This is a genomic window from Enterobacter sp. EC_50, assembly GCF_019584525.1.
Lineage (GTDB): Bacteria > Pseudomonadota > Gammaproteobacteria > Enterobacterales > Enterobacteriaceae > Enterobacter > Enterobacter roggenkampii.
Window position 1 is genome coordinate 12,296 of record NZ_VDAF01000029.1, and the last position, 15,025, is coordinate 27,320.

Annotated in this window: 13 protein-coding genes; 7 read left to right on the forward strand and 6 right to left on the reverse strand. The window is 54.7% G+C overall.

Annotation, left to right across the window (positions count from 1 at the left end; all coding sequences use genetic code 11):
• The first annotated feature begins 31 nt into the window (after positions 1–31).
• The 5 genes from fdnG (at position 32) to FHC48_RS19995 (ending at position 6,695) form a co-directional block, all read left to right on the forward strand.
• Positions 32–3,082, forward strand: coding sequence for a formate dehydrogenase-N subunit alpha (gene fdnG / locus FHC48_RS19975; RefSeq protein WP_088728449.1), 3,051 nt, complete (start codon positions 32–34; stop codon positions 3,080–3,082).
• A gap of 12 nt (positions 3,083–3,094) precedes the next feature.
• Positions 3,095–3,997, forward strand: coding sequence for a formate dehydrogenase subunit beta (gene fdxH, locus FHC48_RS19980; RefSeq protein ID WP_008501831.1), 903 nt, complete (start codon positions 3,095–3,097; stop codon positions 3,995–3,997).
• The gene (fdoI, locus tag FHC48_RS19985) at positions 3,994–4,629 is read left to right on the forward strand and encodes a formate dehydrogenase cytochrome b556 subunit (RefSeq protein ID WP_008501832.1); all 636 of its coding nucleotides are present in this window, start codon (positions 3,994–3,996) and stop codon (positions 4,627–4,629) included. The genes fdxH and fdoI overlap by 4 nt, the downstream gene beginning before the upstream one ends.
• Complete coding sequence (fdhE, locus tag FHC48_RS19990) at positions 4,626–5,555, forward strand: formate dehydrogenase accessory protein FdhE (RefSeq protein WP_025912306.1); 930 nt, start codon at positions 4,626–4,628, stop codon at positions 5,553–5,555. Before fdoI ends, fdhE begins: the two co-directional genes overlap by 4 nt.
• Before the next feature lie 219 nt (positions 5,556–5,774).
• Complete coding sequence (locus FHC48_RS19995) at positions 5,775–6,695, forward strand: alpha/beta hydrolase (RefSeq protein WP_059363888.1); 921 nt, start codon at positions 5,775–5,777, stop codon at positions 6,693–6,695.
• 8 nt (positions 6,696–6,703) lie between these two features.
• Here FHC48_RS19995 and fabY read toward each other — a convergent pair whose 3' ends face one another.
• The 6 genes from fabY to FHC48_RS20025 form a co-directional block, all read right to left on the reverse strand.
• Positions 6,704–7,645 (reverse strand): fatty acid biosynthesis protein FabY, encoded by a 942-nt coding sequence (gene fabY, locus FHC48_RS20000; protein ID WP_023326334.1) that lies wholly within the window; start codon positions 7,643–7,645, stop codon positions 6,704–6,706.
• A gap of 44 nt (positions 7,646–7,689) precedes the next feature.
• Positions 7,690–8,127, reverse strand: a complete 438-nt coding sequence (dtd, locus tag FHC48_RS20005; protein WP_008501836.1) for a D-aminoacyl-tRNA deacylase — start codon at positions 8,125–8,127, stop codon at positions 7,690–7,692.
• Positions 8,124–9,005 carry a virulence factor BrkB family protein gene (locus FHC48_RS20010; RefSeq protein ID WP_023326335.1) on the reverse strand — a complete coding sequence of 294 codons (882 nt, stop codon included), beginning with the start codon at positions 9,003–9,005 and terminating at the stop codon, positions 8,124–8,126. Before FHC48_RS20010 ends, dtd begins: the two co-directional genes overlap by 4 nt.
• Positions 8,999–9,598, reverse strand: a complete 600-nt coding sequence (gene yihX / locus FHC48_RS20015; protein ID WP_008501839.1) for a glucose-1-phosphatase — start codon at positions 9,596–9,598, stop codon at positions 8,999–9,001. Before yihX ends, FHC48_RS20010 begins: the two co-directional genes overlap by 7 nt.
• An 88-nt stretch (positions 9,599–9,686) precedes the next feature.
• Positions 9,687–10,190: a hypothetical protein gene (locus tag FHC48_RS20020; RefSeq protein ID WP_227028236.1), complete on the reverse strand. Its 504-nt coding sequence runs from the start codon at positions 10,188–10,190 to the stop codon at positions 9,687–9,689.
• A complete protein-coding gene (locus tag FHC48_RS20025) occupies positions 10,154–10,897 on the reverse strand; it encodes a winged helix-turn-helix domain-containing protein (protein ID WP_059363885.1) in 744 nt (247 codons plus the stop codon). The genes FHC48_RS20020 and FHC48_RS20025 overlap by 37 nt, the downstream gene beginning before the upstream one ends.
• Before the next feature lie 547 nt (positions 10,898–11,444).
• Here FHC48_RS20025 and FHC48_RS20030 point away from each other — a divergent pair.
• Positions 11,445–12,062, forward strand: a complete 618-nt coding sequence (locus FHC48_RS20030; protein WP_023326338.1) for a hypothetical protein — start codon at positions 11,445–11,447, stop codon at positions 12,060–12,062.
• Positions 12,063–12,133: 71 nt separating this feature from the next.
• A complete protein-coding gene (locus FHC48_RS20035) occupies positions 12,134–14,998 on the forward strand; it encodes an autotransporter outer membrane beta-barrel domain-containing protein (RefSeq protein ID WP_119312266.1) in 2,865 nt (954 codons plus the stop codon).
• Positions 14,999–15,025 lie beyond the last annotated feature (27 nt).

Below are 15,025 nucleotides of genomic sequence, written 5' to 3' on the forward strand. Positions count from 1 at the left end.
ATGTAAGCAATGTCGAAACAAGGAGTGACCCATGCAGGTCAGCAGAAGGCAGTTCTTTAAGATCTGCGCTGGCGGTATGGCAGGCACCACGGCAGCGGCACTGGGCTTTGCGCCCGGCGTAGCGCTGGCGGAAACGCGGCAGTATAAACTGCTGCGCACCCGTGAAACCCGTAATACCTGTACGTACTGCTCTGTCGGTTGCGGGCTGTTGATGTATAGCCTCGGCGACGGTGCTAAAAACGCCAAAGCGTCTATTTTCCATATCGAAGGCGACCCGGATCACCCGGTTAACCGCGGCGCATTGTGCCCGAAAGGGGCCGGTCTGGTGGACTTTATCCACTCCGAAAGCCGCCTGAAATTCCCTGAATACCGCGCGCCGGGTTCCGACAAATGGCAGCAAATCAGCTGGGAAGAGGCGTTTGACCGCATCGCTAAACTGATTAAAGAAGACCGCGATGCCAACTTTGTTGAGAAAAACGCCGACGGCGTCACGGTCAACCGCTGGCTCTCCACCGGGATGCTGTGTGCCTCTGCTTCCAGCAACGAAACCGGTTATTTAACCCAGAAATTTACGCGCGCACTCGGTATGCTCGCGGTCGACAACCAGGCGCGTGTCTGACACGGACCAACGGTAGCAAGTCTTGCTCCAACATTTGGTCGCGGTGCGATGACCAACCACTGGGTCGACATCAAGAACGCCAACCTCATTGTGGTGATGGGCGGTAACGCCGCTGAAGCGCACCCTGTCGGGTTCCGCTGGGCGATGGAAGCCAAAATCCACAACGGTGCGAAACTGATTGTGATCGATCCCCGCTTCACGCGTACTGCGTCAGTGGCGGATTTCTACACCCCTATTCGTTCAGGTACTGACATCACTTTCCTGTCAGGCGTACTGCTGTACCTGATGACCAACGAAAAATACAACCGCGAATACACCGAAGCCTATACCAACGCCAGCCTGATCGTGCGTGAGGATTACCACTTCGAAGATGGTCTGTTTAGCGGTTACGACGCCGAAAAACGCAAGTACGACAAAACCAGCTGGAACTACGAGCTGGATGAGAAAGGTTTTGCGAAGCGTGACACCACGTTGCAACACCCGCGCTGCGTGTGGAACCTGCTGAAAGAGCACGTCTCCCGCTACACGCCGGAGGTTGTCGAAAACATCTGCGGTACGCCGAAGGCGGACTTCCTGAAGGTGTGCGAGCTGATCGCCGAAACCAGCGCGAAAGACAAAACCGCGTCGTTCCTGTACGCCCTCGGCTGGACGCAACACTCCATCGGCGCGCAGAACATCCGCACCATGGCGATGGTGCAGCTGCTGCTCGGCAACATGGGGATGGCAGGCGGCGGCGTGAACGCCCTGCGCGGTCACTCCAACATTCAGGGTCTGACCGACCTCGGCCTGCTGTCCCAAAGCCTGCCGGGCTACATGAACCTGCCAAGCGAGAAACAGACCGACCTGCAGACCTACCTGACGGCCAGCACGCCTAAACCGCTGCTTGAAGGCCAGGTGAACTACTGGGGCAACTATCCGAAGTTCTTCGTCTCGATGATGAAAGCGTTCTTCGGCGACAAGGCAACGGCGGAAAACAGCTGGGGCTTTGACTGGCTGCCGAAGTGGGATAAAGGTTACGACGTTCTGCAGTATTTCGAGATGATGCACCAGGGCAAAGTGAACGGCTATCTGTGCCAGGGCTTTAACCCGGTTGCCTCGTTCCCGAACAAGAACAAGGTTGTTGAGTCGCTGTCGAAACTGAAGTTCCTGGTGACGATTGACCCGCTCAATACCGAAACCTCGACCTTCTGGCAGAACCACGGTGAATCGAACGACGTCGATCCGTCGAAGATTCAGACCGAAGTGTTCCGTCTGCCATCGACCTGCTTTGCGGAAGAAAACGGCTCTATCGTCAACTCCGGGCGCTGGCTGCAGTGGCACTGGAAAGGCGCGGACGCCCCGGGCATCGCCATGAACGACGGCGAGATCCTGGCCGGTATCTTCTTACGCCTGCGTAAGATGTATGCGGCTGAAGGCGGCGCGAACCCTGAGCCTGTGCTGAACATGACCTGGAACTACTCGACGCCGGAAAACCCAGCGCCGGAAGAAGTGGCGATGGAGAGCAACGGTAAGGCGCTGGCGGACGTTATCGACCCGGCCACCGGCACCGTGCTGGCGAAGAAAGGCGATCAGCTCAGTACCTTCGCGCACCTGCGTGACGACGGCACCACCTCCAGCGGCTGCTGGATCTTTGCCGGTAGCTGGACGCCGAAAGGCAACCAGATGGCCAACCGCGATAACGCCGACCCGTCGGGTCTGGGCAATACGCTGGGCTGGGCATGGGCATGGCCGCTCAACCGCCGTATCCTCTATAACCGTGCCTCCGCTGACCCGCAGGGTAACCCGTGGGATCCGAAGCGTCAGCTTCTGAAATGGGACGGCGCGAAATGGGGCGGCGTGGATATTCCGGACTACAGCACTGCCGCACCAGGCAGCGACGTCGGGCCGTTTATCATGCAGCCTGAAGGGATGGGGCGTCTGTTCGCTATCGATAAGATGGCGGAAGGTCCGTTCCCGGAACACTATGAGCCGTTTGAGACGCCGCTGGGCACCAACCCGCTGCACCCGAACGTGGTTTCTAACCCGGCAGCCCGTATCTTCAAGAGCGATTTTGAAGCGCTGGGTAAAAAGGACAAGTTCCCGTACGTGGGCACCACTTACCGTCTGACCGAGCACTTCCACTACTGGACCAAACACGCGCTGCTTAACGCCATCGCTCAGCCGGAACAGTTTGTGGAGATCGGCGAGAAGCTGGCGAACAAGCTCGGCATTGCCCATGGCGATACCGTGAAGGTCTCCTCTAACCGTGGCTATATCAAAGCCAAGGCGGTGGTGACCAAGCGTATTCGCACGCTGAACGTTCACGGTCAGCAGGTGGATACCATCGGCATCCCAATTCACTGGGGCTATGAGGGCGTGGCGAAGAAAGGGTTCATTGCGAACACCCTGACGCCATTCGTCGGTGATGCGAATACGCAGACGCCGGAGTTTAAGGCCTTCCTCGTGAACGTGGAAAAGGTGTAACGGAGACGACTTATGGCTTATCAATCTCAAGACATTATCCGTCGTTCCGCGACTAACGGTTTCACGCCCGCGCCTCAGGCGCGGGACCACCAGCAGGAAGTGGCGAAGCTTATCGACGTGACCACCTGTATCGGCTGTAAAGCCTGTCAGGTGGCCTGCTCTGAGTGGAACGATCTGCGTGACGAAGTGGGCCACAACGTCGGGGTGTACGACAACCCGGCGGACCTGACCGCCAAGTCCTGGACGGTGATGCGTTTCTCGGAAGTGGAGCAGAACGACAAGCTGGAATGGCTTATCCGCAAAGACGGCTGTATGCACTGTGCGGATCCGGGCTGCCTGAAGGCATGTCCGTCAGAAGGGGCTATCATTCAGTATGCCAACGGCATCGTCGACTTCCAGTCCGAGCAGTGCATTGGCTGCGGCTACTGCATCGCGGGCTGTCCGTTCGACGTACCGCGCCTGAACCCGGAAGACAACCGCGTCTACAAATGCACCCTGTGCGTGGACCGCGTTACCGTCGGCCAGGAGCCTGCCTGTGTGAAGACCTGCCCAACCGGCGCCATCCACTTTGGTTCTAAAGAGGATATGAAAACGCTGGCGGCAGAGCGAGTGGGCGAGCTGAAAACCCGTGGTTATGACAACGCGGGCCTGTACGATCCGGCCGGGGTGGGCGGTACGCACGTGATGTACGTGCTGCACCACGCCGACAAGCCGAACCTGTATCACGGCCTGCCGGAGAACCCGGAAATCAGCGCCACCGTGAAGTTCTGGAAAGGCATCTGGAAACCGCTGGCAGCGGTGGGCTTTGCTGCCACCTTCGCAGCGAGCATCTTCCATTACGTCGGCGTCGGTCCGAACCGCGCGGAAGAGGAAGACGACAACCTGCATGAAGAGAAAGACGAGGTGCGCAAATGAGAAAACGTGACACCATCGTGCGCTACACCGCGCCGGAACGCATCAACCACTGGGTCACCGCCTTCTGCTTCATGCTGGCGGCGATAAGCGGGCTGGGGTTCTTCTTCCCGTCCTTCAACTGGCTGATGCAGATCATGGGGACACCACAGCTGGCGCGCATCCTGCACCCGTTTGTGGGCGTCATCATGTTCGCGTCGTTCATCATCATGTTTTTCCGCTACTGGCACCATAACCTAATCAATCGGGATGATATCTTTTGGGCGAAGAATATTCGTAAGATCGTCGTCAACGAGGAGGTGGGTGACACCGGGCGTTATAACTTCGGCCAGAAATGCGTATTCTGGGCGGCGATTATCTTCCTGGTCCTGCTGCTGGTCAGCGGCGTGATCATCTGGCGTCCGTACTTTGCGCCTGCTTTCTCAATCCCGGTGATCCGATTCGCGCTGATGCTGCATTCATTTGCCGCAGTGGCGTTAATTGTGGTTATCATGGTGCATATCTACGCCGCCCTCTGGGTGAAAGGCACCATTACCGCGATGGTGGAGGGATGGGTCACCAGCACGTGGGCGAAGAAACATCACCCGCGTTGGTACCGTGAAGTCCGCCAGAAACAGGAAAAGTCATCTGAATGAGTATTCGCATAATCCCGCAAGATGAGCTGGGGTCGAGCGAGAAACGCACGGCGGATTATATTCCGCCGTTGTTATTCCCCAGACTCAAGAACCTCTACAACCGCCGCGCAGAGCGTCTGCGCGAGCTGGCAGAGAACAACCCGCTGGGTGATTTTCTGCGCTTTGCCGCGCTGGTCGCCCACGCGCAGGAAGTGGTGCTGTACGACCACCCGCTGCAAATGGACCTGACCGCGCGGATCAAAGAAGCCAACGCGCAGGGTAAGCCGCCGCTGGACATTCACGTCCTGCCGCGCGACAAGCACTGGCAAAAGCTGCTGCATTCGCTGATTGCCGAGCTGAAGCCGGAAATGAGCGGAACCGCGCTGGCGGTCATTGAGAATCTGGAAAAAGCGTCCGATCTGGAGCTAGAAGAGATGGCGAGCGCGCTGTTTGCGTCCGACTTCTCGCTGGTCAGCAGCGATAAGGCGCCGTTTATCTGGGCAGCCCTGTCGCTCTACTGGGCACAAATGGCAAGCCTGATCCCGGGCAAAGCTCGCGCCGAATACGGCGAGGCGCGCCAGTTCTGCCCGGTATGCGGCTCTATGCCGGTCTCCAGCATGGTGCAAATCGGCACCACTCAGGGGCTGCGCTACCTGCACTGCAACCTGTGTGAAACCGAGTGGCACGTGGTGCGCATCAAGTGCAGCAACTGCGAGCAGACCCGCGATCTCAACTACTGGTCGCTGGAAAATGAAGACGCGGCGGTGAAAGCCGAAAGCTGCGGCGACTGCGGCACCTACCTGAAGATTCTCTATCAGGAAAAGGACCCGAAAGTCGAAGCGGTGGCCGACGATCTCGCCTCGCTGATTCTGGACGCAAAGATGGAGCAGGAGGGCTTTGCCCGCAGCTCGATCAACCCGTTCCTGTTCCCGGGTGAAGGGGAGTAATTCCCTGTGACAGTGCCGGGCAGCGCGTGCTTGCCCGGCCTGTAATTCGACAGCAATACCCGCCGCCTTTCATGCCAGATACTCTCCATTCTCGTTGAGAGACGCGTTATCGCCTTTGCGAGCCGCTTTCCAGGTTGTTGCCCTCAACACTATTCTTGTTTTCTTTTGAATCAAACCAGGCTATAAAACTGTTCATCCATACAGTAAAAGGGATTATTCATGGCGCTGGAAAAGGGTATTGCACAGCTGGTTCAGGGATTTATCGCTGCAGGGCGGCCCTCGTCACGTCGCCAAAGCATTGAGGTGCGACGAGCAGGCTATATTGCCAGCACAGGGCTTGCCGGGGAGACCGAAACGCGCGTTCAGGTGGAGACGCTTGTTCTTGAGGGTCTTACCATTCGGGTATTTTCACCTCTCAATGCGCCTGAACTATTGCCTGCTGCCATCTACTACCACGGCGGATGCTTTATCAGCGGCGGCTTTGATACCCATGACAACCAGCTCCGTCAGTTAGCCTGCTACGGCAATTGCCGGGTGGTTGCGATTCAATACAGGCTGGCGCCGGAGCATAGCTTCCCCGCCGCACATGACGATGCGGAAAGAGGTGCAGATCTGGTCTGGCAATATGCGGACAAACTGGGCGTGGATAAAAACCGGATCACCTTTTGCGGAGACAGCGCGGGGGGACATCTGGCGCTGGTAACGGCGCTGCGGCTTAAGGCTAAAGGGCTCTGGCAGCCTGTACAGCTTATTCTTATCTACCCCATGCTCGACGCCACGGCCAGTTTTGAAAGCTATACCCTCAACGGCATGGATTACGTAATTACTCGCGATACCCTGCTGAGCGGCTATGAAATATATCTGGCTGGAGCCGACCGTAAGCATCCTGAGGTTAGCCCGCTGTGGCGAGAAGACTTCAGCGGCCTGCCAGCTGTCCATATCGTTACCGCTGAGTACGATCCGTTATGCGATGAAGGAGAGGCGCTGTTTCAACGCCTCACGGAGCAAGGAGTGACATGTACCGCTCAGCGATGGCTGGGAGTAATACATGGCTTCTTCCAGCTTGGTGGAATTAGCCAATCAGCGCGAGATATTATGCGGGATATCGCCGGGCGGATTCAGCACGCCCGGGGAGCGTAAACAGGAGATTACTCCTCCTCGTTCCCGCCCTCTTCATACGCGCCAAAAGGCTTCGCCGGAAGAACAATGTAGGTGCCTTCAAACACCGCGCCCGGCGTTTTATCGCCAAACAGTTCGACCTGCATTTGTACGCGCGCCTTGCGGCCGCGTGCCAGACGGTCAAGATCGCCACCCAGTGATCCCAGATCGGCCACGGCGGTCGGCTTGCCGCTTATCGGCGCGCTATAGCGAATGTGGGCATCGGCCAGAATGATGGTCCCGCCCAGATGGCGCTCGCGCAGCATCAGCCAGATAAGCCCCCAGCCGGTGAGCGTGGCCAGTGAGAAAAGACTTCCGGCAAACAGGGTGTGGTGCGGATTCTGGTTGCCGGTTTCCGGCATGGTGGTAATAAATTTTTGTCCGGTGTACTGCTGAATGCGTACGCCCATTTTTTCGCTGAGCGGAATGTGCTGATACCAGGCCTGCTGCAGCTGTCCGCACCAGTCGGCGCGATGCAGAATATCGTCCAGCGTGGCGATGGGTTTGATCATCAAAAAATGACGAATCGGGGTGGTTTGCGGGGTTGTGATTTCACCCTGATTCACAAAACCGAGTTTAGCGAAGAACTCCACGGCATCTTCGCGGGCGCTACAGGTGACGCGCTTAACGCCTTCCTGGCGGGCGACGGATTCCAGGGTCATCGCCATTAGCGTCCCCAGACCTTTGTCCTGCACGGAGGGATGAACCGCCATAAAGCGAATAGACGCTTCGTTATCGGCGTTGATATACAAACGCCCGACGGCCACAAGGTTGCCCTCTTCGTCCATCACCATCTGATGGTGGGCCATCGCGTCCCAGGCGTCTCGCTCAGAGCCTTTTGGCTGATGTAATGGCTTGCGTAGCATTTCCCAGCGGAACTGGTAATAGGCTTCTAACTCTTCTTCCGTTTGCGGTACTCGAAGGTGATACATAGCTGTACTCTCTCTTGTTACCCGCGGCCACGCCGTAAGTATGCTCATACCTGGAGCCAGAATGTGACGGGGCCATCGTTCACCAGCGATACCTGCATATCTGCAGCGAATCGTCCGGTTTGCGTATTCATTTCCTGCTGGCGACAACGCTCAACAAAGTACTCGTAAAGCGCTTCTGCACGATCCGGCGCGGCGCCTTTCGAGAAACTCGGGCGCATGCCGCGCTCGGTATCCGCTGCCAGCGTAAACTGGGAAACCACCAGCACGCTGCCGCCCGCCTGCTGGACGTTCAGGTTCATCTTGCCTTCCGCATCGCTGAAAATACGGTAGCCAAGCACGCGCTCACACAAGCGGTTGGCTTTTTGTTCGTCATCATCCTTTTCGACACCTAACAACACCAAAAGTCCTGGGCCAATTTCACCCGTCACCTCTCCCTCCACGGTGACGCTGGCACGGGTTACGCGCTGTATCAATGCAATCATGGTTGGTCTGCTTCTTGTTGTTTTTCAGCTTCTGCTGCTTTTTTAAGTTCGCGGTATACACCGAGAGTGACAGTTATTTCAGCACCAAGCAAGACGATACACCAGGTCCAGTAGACCCAGACAAACAAAATGGGGATCACCGCCAGCACGCCGTAAATCAGCTGATAGGACGGAAACATGGTGATGTAAAGGGCAAACCCTTTCTTACCGAGCTCAAAGAGCAACGCCGCCACCAGCGCCCCCACGACCGCATCGCGGTTAGGCACGCGCGTGGTCGGCACCACGCTATAGAGCAACCAGAACGAGAGCCACGACAGGATCAATGGAAAGATGCGAAGCACATTATCAATCACGCCGTTTAAATCACTCGCCCAGCGCAGGGAAAGCAGATATGAACTGATCGCGAGGCTCGCCCCGGCCAGCAGCGGCCCCAGCGTGAGGATCATCCAGTACACGGCAAAGGAATAGACCTTTGGCCGCGCTTTTTTACTCCGCCAGATCGTGTTCAGCGCGTTATCGATGGCGTACATCAACAGCAGCGCGGTGACAATAAGACCGCATGCCCCCACTGCCGTCATCTTGCTGGAGTTAGCAACAAACTGCTCAATGTAGTTCTGGATGACATCCCCGGTTGCCGGAATGAAATTCGCGAAGACAAAATGACGAAGCTGCACGCTGACGTCCGCAAACATCGGAAAGGCGGAGAACAGGGCAAAGATGACCGCCACCAGCGGCACCAATGAGAGCAGCGACACGTAGGCGAGGTTACCCGCCAGCGTGGTCATATTGTCCTCATCAATCCGGTGCCAGAGCAGTTTCAGCCAGGCCCGCAGCGGGCGAGTATGGTGCGTGGCTTTTTGATGAACGGTTTTTAGCATAGCTGCTTCGCAAAGTAGTCTGGTATCGTCTCTTTTCCGGTCACCAGAATTGACGTAATACCCAACTGGTTAGCTCCCTCTATATTATCGGCGTTGTCGTCGAAAAAGACCGCATCGGCCGCGGTGAATCCCTCTGCCTGCAGAACAGCCTGATAAATTCGCGCTTCAGGCTTACGCATCCCCATCTCCTGCGAGAGGTAGATCTTATCTGCCGCCGCCTTAACTTCAGGGTACTCCTCAGGCCAGAACGTGGTGTGCAGACGGTTGGTGTTTGACAGCACAACGACCCGATGCCCCTGCTCGCGCAGTTTGTGCATGATGTCGATCACCTCAGGGCGAACCGCCACAAATACCGCCTGCCAGCCGTGGGAAAACTGTTCATAGCTTAACGAAAGCCCCATCTCCTGGCAGAAACGTTCAGCGAATGCTTCATCGCTGATTTCACCGCGCTCATGCTGGTGGAAGGTCTCGCCCATCGCGAAGTTCTGCTTTAAGGTCGCCAGCGGCACGCGGCTAAAATCACTCCATGCACCCAACACGCGATTAAAATCGATATCGACGATGACGTTTCCTAAATCAAAGATATAAAGCATGTTTATCTCCTGCTCGCCGTGGAGAGGTAACTGTAGCGGGAATAAAGAGATTTGACTATGGATGCGGTCTAAGGTGTGCGATCGATTTTTACGGCGCGTTTTTACGACAGTAAAGCGAAGGGACGTTTGACGCGGCAAAAATCCAGGCCCCCCGATACTCATCGATCATCAGGCTCAGCTCCCTACCCGGCGTGCGGTAAAAACCCGGTAGCGTTGCGTTGATATCAGCCTCATCCGCATTATCGGCAAAGGTTTTAACAATACGATTGTTATTTAACACGCGCGCGTTCTCATGGTCACTGTAGTGAAAATAGATGGTACGATTAACTTCAGTAACCGTTTGACCAAATAATTTACCGTTAATAACCGTAGACCCCTCCCGATGCTGCATCCGCCAGGAAACCGTACCCACAAATCGGTTTTTACCAATCGTCCATTCCACATCTCCCGTACAGCGTATCGGCGTACTCGATAAATGCGAATAAGCTAACCAGCCACTGCTGACAGCGGCCGCCAGAAATGCCGCCAGCAAAATGATACGGTTCCGGAGAGTGATCATTTTTCGTGCGCCCAAAAATAATGGGTGGTACATAACGCCGTCGCGTCCCTTCGCGCATCGTTATTACAGACAAACGCCGCGATTCGCTCCGTTTTACTATAGCCGACGAGAAAAACGTATCGTTTTTCGGCACACAGACCGGGATTATTGTTTAGCAGGCGCACGTAATGATCCTGAATATGTTCGTTAGGTGCATAAAAAAGTTGGCAGGCCTGGGTCGTGCTGCCCGTTGAAAGGGGAATGTAGTGACTAAACGGCATGTTCTGGTGCTTTTTATATAATATTCCCCCGTTGATAAGCGCGATCAACAAAAGCGTTGCGGTCGTTATTATCAGCCAGGCTGGCCTCTGCCTCGCGGCGCCCTTGGCAACGAGCACGTCTTTATTGGCTATGACTGGCTCAGCGGTTGGGACAAATAATTCAACCTCGGTAGCCTCGGAAAGCATAAGCCCGCGACGCGAAATCGTTTTTACCGTATCGCGCGGTAAGCCCACCTCAGCGAGGGCATTGCGTAATGTCAAAATAGCCTGGTAAAAGGTATTCGGCGTAGTGACGTCATTGCGCTCCCCCCATCCCACCAGCATTAACTGGTTTTGCGAAATTATTTCTCCGGGATGGGTGATGAGATAAAGAAAACAGAGGTTGGCAGGAAGCTGCAATTGTATCGAGCGCCCGGTAATATGATTTACCAGGTTTTTGTTTTCTGGATCATACTCGACCAATTTGTTAATAAGATACAATTTTCCTTTCCTCAGCAATAACAACCCTTAACTATATACACCAGAAAGATATACGTATATTTAACAACAGTATAGGTCAGAAGGATCAGGACGCGATACCACCCCAACTAAGATTAAGAATAACACATTGTTTTTCAATCAGTTAAAAGACAGTTTTCTTAGGTTTCTCTCATCTAAAACGACATAATGAGATTTCATTACACTTCGCCCGGCCCACTCATTATATTGAGCCCCAAGTCGCGAAAAGACTGTCGTTACGGCCGATTTAAGAAACGAATCTTTAGCTATTAGTGCTATTTCGTAAATCATCCTCCGGGATTTTTTTTGTCGAATAATCTTAAGGGGCTGAAGAATAGTCCTGGAATACGATGGCCAAAGTATGTCCTTTCGCTATGGCTACGGCCTGACAAAATAGACATCACCAGGAATTTATATTCTTCATCACTATTTATCATAAACAAGATAGGGGCACGAGATATGTTTCAAGATTGACACATTTGGATGGCAGTGAAATATTGACAGTGAAAATAAGACAGGAGTGGACTGGATGATGACATCGTCGCATAAGGTTGTCCGCTGTATGAGCTGTGAATTGTCCTGTCAGTTATTTCCAGATAACGCAGTACGTTCACAATATTGTGGAAATGCCTCATTCGCAGTTTGGCCTGGTGGTAACCATTTCCTGCAGATTGCAGTAGAAAATAAAATATTGCAAGGAAACAAGAATCACTTATTACGCGGTTTTATATTTGTAGACTTTTCGTTTTGCAACCTGCGCGTACTTGCCGATCCGCAATGGATTGAACGTCTGGTGAGAACTAACATGAACATCGTGATTATCACAGACCGCAAGCTGGAAGCATTGGCCAATTATTTTTTCATGCAGCGCAGTGAAATAAAGGGAATTATTTATTCGAATGATAACGACATTATATTAAAGGAAAAAATCAGCCATCTTTTCTCCGGGAGACGGTTAAATAGCAGACGCGGCAGCATGTTGAACGCTGTTGAATTTACGTTACTGAACAGATTTTTGTCAGGTGCTTGCCTCCAGGAGATTATAAAATCAGACGGCATTGATGTTAAAAAAATTTATGTTCATAAAATACGACTTGAGAGGAAGTTAGGCACCAGTATTCATAAGATTCTCGTTTCTATTTTGTAATTTCAACCTGTTTACCTACCCACATTTAATGGTGTGGAGGATGTTCTACGCCTGAAAGAAAGGGGGCAGTCATGCCATATTTAATGAAACACTCACCAGTCGCCGCTGCGATTTCGCTGGCGTTAACGTCAGCGCTATTTACCGCACATGCAGCGGTAATAGATTTTGCTAATTTACCTGCCTCCGGAGCGGTAACGGATTTGCCTGCAGAAATACAGGCGCTGATACCTGCAACGGCAAACGCGAACTTTAGCAAAAATACCGGCGATCCTAACTATGTCTACCAGTACAGCCCGGGGAATATCCCGATTTACGGAGATGGGATCACCCTCGAAGGGCCTGGGGCGGAAGCCTTTGAGCATTCCGTTACCGTTATTCAGAACTCCACATCCGGCAGCCCGGGGGTGATATTTGGTGACGATCTGACTATTCGCACCCAGTCAAAAGTGGCTGCCAATAATGGTAAAGACGTCGACGGTATTCGTACCCACGGGATGAACACGCCGGCCAACCCGGTATTTATCATTACCGGCGACCGCACCCACATCTACGTTAATGGCCAAAGCGGTGACGGCATCAATGCCGGGTACAGCTCCTTCAGTCAGGGTTCTCTCGGCTCCGCCAATATTTATGTGGGTGACGATCTCTATATCGAAACCACGGGCAGCACCGGGCGCGGGATTAGCGCTTATGCACTGAATGATGCCTCAAAGGCAAAAAATAACGTTATCGTCGGCGATCGTGCGCATATTGTGACGCGCGGGACTTACGCTGAGGGAATTCGTACCAACCAGAGCGGCTCTTACGTCCGGCTGGGCGATGAGGCGACCATCGAAACGTACGGCACATCGGCCTATGGCCTGTATGCGGGCTCTGCGTCAAAAATTGAGCTAGGCAAAAGCGCGACGATTACCACCGACGCGGCCAGTGCCTCCGGGGTTTATTCCACCGGCTCGTCAACCATCACCCTTGATGAAGGCGCCACCATTACGACCAACGGTGCCAGTGCGCATGGCGTCTACGCTTACACCGGTGCGGTGAATCTGGGAGATAACGTCACCATTGCGGTAAACAGCAGCGAGAAAACCAGCAGCTCCGCGCAGGCGCCGCACGGGATGTATGCCTGGTCGCGCGGCGTGATAGCGCTCGCGGGTGGTGCAACCATTACCACCGCAGGCCAGCGCGACGGCGGTAGCTATGCCCTGAACGCCAGTAACGGCGGGGTGATTGATGCGTCCGCAGGAGGCAAGTTCATCCTCAACGGCGATATCCTTTCCGCAGGCGGCGTCGCGGCCACCAGCACGCTTCCGGCACAAAACAGTACCATTACGCTGACTATGGATGACAACTCCCTGTGGAACGGAGCGTCCTTCATTGAGAGCAACGCCGCGGGTACCGGTACTATCGCACTGACGATGAATGATGCCGTCTGGAATCTGCGCGACAGCTCCACGCTGACCAGCCTGACGCTGAATGCGGGCGGCACGATTAATTTCCAGCATGCAGAGGACGCGGCGTGGCAAACGCTGACCATCAAGGATGATTTTATCGGCAACGGCGGCAAGCTGGTTTTCAATACCGTGCTGTTTGACGACACTTCGGAAACGGACAAACTGATCGTTGAAGGCAACACCTCCGGTCATACCGGGGTGGAAGTGAACAACATTGGCGGTGCCGGCGCGCAAACCGTAGAAGGGATTGAAATTGTCAGCGTTGGCGGCAACTCTGAGGGGACGTTTGAGAAGGCTAGCCGTATCGTGGCGGGGGGCTATGACTATAACGTGGTGCAAAAAGGTAAAAACTGGTTTTTGACCAGCCTGGTCGAGCCCGTTGATCCTGTAGACCCACCGGTCGACCCCGTAGATCCACCTGTTGACCCAGTGGACCCGGTAGATCCGCCCGTTGACCCGGTGATCCCGCCGCAAGAGCCGGTTCCCCCAGCCGCACCACCGAAAAGCGAGCACCAGTATCGTCCGGAATTTGGCAGCTATCTGGCAAACAGCTATGCGGCCAATACGCTGTTTATGACCCGTCTGCACGATCGCCTAGGTGAAACGCAGTACACCGACATGCTTACGGGCGAGCAGAAAGTGACGAGCCTGTGGATGCGTAACGTCGGCGGTCATACGCGTTTTAACGACGGCAGCGGCCAGCTAAAAACGACCGCCAATCGCTACGTGCTGCAGCTGGGTGGCGATGTCGCCCAGTGGAGCACCGATGGCCTGGACCGTTGGCATCTTGGCCTGATGGCAGGCTACGGCAACAGCCAGAGCCGGAGCGCTTCCAGCCTGACCGGCTACCGCTCACGCGGTGAAGTGAATGGCTATAGCGTCGGTCTGTACGGTACCTGGTACGCAAACGAGGCGGATAAAAGTGGCACCTACGTTGATAGCTGGGTGCTGTATAACTGGTTCGACAATAAGGTAATGGGACAGGATCAGGCCACTGAGAGTTATCGTTCCAGCGGCGTGACCGCCTCTGTCGAAGCGGGCTATAGCGTTAAGGTGGGCGAAAGCAGCCGCAAAAGCTACTGGATCCAGCCGAAAGCGCAGGCCGTTTGGATGGACGTGCAGGCTGACGATCATCGCGAGCGCAACGGCACGCGGGTGAAAGACGAGACTCAGGGCAACCTGATGACACGTCTCGGCGTGAAGGCCTACATCAGCGGACATAACGCGATTGACGACGGTAAATCACGGACCTTCCAGCCGTTTATCGAAGCGAACTGGATCCACAACACCCAGCCCACGCGTATCCGCATGGATGACGTCAGCAATGACATGCGTGGTTCGCGCAATATCGGTGAACTTAAGACCGGCGTAGAGGGGCAGATTACGCCGCAGCTTAGCGTATGGGGCAACGTGGCTCAGCAGATAGGCGATAAAGGCTACAGCGATACGCAGGGGATGTTAGGGGTGAAATACAGCTTTAAATAACAATATTTAAGCCGCTGTTTGCTCAGC

Excerpts from the sequence above, each read along its gene's own strand:
- yihX (WP_008501839.1), bottom strand. The coding sequence starts at position 9,598 with ATGCTTTATATCTTTGATTTAGGAAACGTCATCGTCGATATCGATTTT.
- FHC48_RS19995 (WP_059363888.1), top strand. The coding sequence starts at position 5,775 with ATGGCGCTGGAAAAGGGTATTGCACAGCTGGTTCAGGGATTTATCGCT.
- fdxH (WP_008501831.1), top strand. The coding sequence starts at position 3,095 with ATGGCTTATCAATCTCAAGACATTATCCGTCGTTCCGCGACTAACGGT.
- FHC48_RS20020 (WP_227028236.1), bottom strand. The coding sequence starts at position 10,190 with ATGTACCACCCATTATTTTTGGGCGCACGAAAAATGATCACTCTCCGG.
- FHC48_RS20010 (WP_023326335.1), bottom strand. The coding sequence starts at position 9,005 with ATGCTAAAAACCGTTCATCAAAAAGCCACGCACCATACTCGCCCGCTG.
- fdoI (WP_008501832.1), top strand. The coding sequence starts at position 3,994 with ATGAGAAAACGTGACACCATCGTGCGCTACACCGCGCCGGAACGCATC.
- fabY (WP_023326334.1), bottom strand. The coding sequence starts at position 7,645 with ATGTATCACCTTCGAGTACCGCAAACGGAAGAAGAGTTAGAAGCCTAT.
- dtd (WP_008501836.1), bottom strand. The coding sequence starts at position 8,127 with ATGATTGCATTGATACAGCGCGTAACCCGTGCCAGCGTCACCGTGGAG.
- FHC48_RS20035 (WP_119312266.1), top strand. The coding sequence starts at position 12,134 with ATGCCATATTTAATGAAACACTCACCAGTCGCCGCTGCGATTTCGCTG.
- fdhE (WP_025912306.1), top strand. The coding sequence starts at position 4,626 with ATGAGTATTCGCATAATCCCGCAAGATGAGCTGGGGTCGAGCGAGAAA.
- FHC48_RS20030 (WP_023326338.1), top strand. The coding sequence starts at position 11,445 with ATGATGACATCGTCGCATAAGGTTGTCCGCTGTATGAGCTGTGAATTG.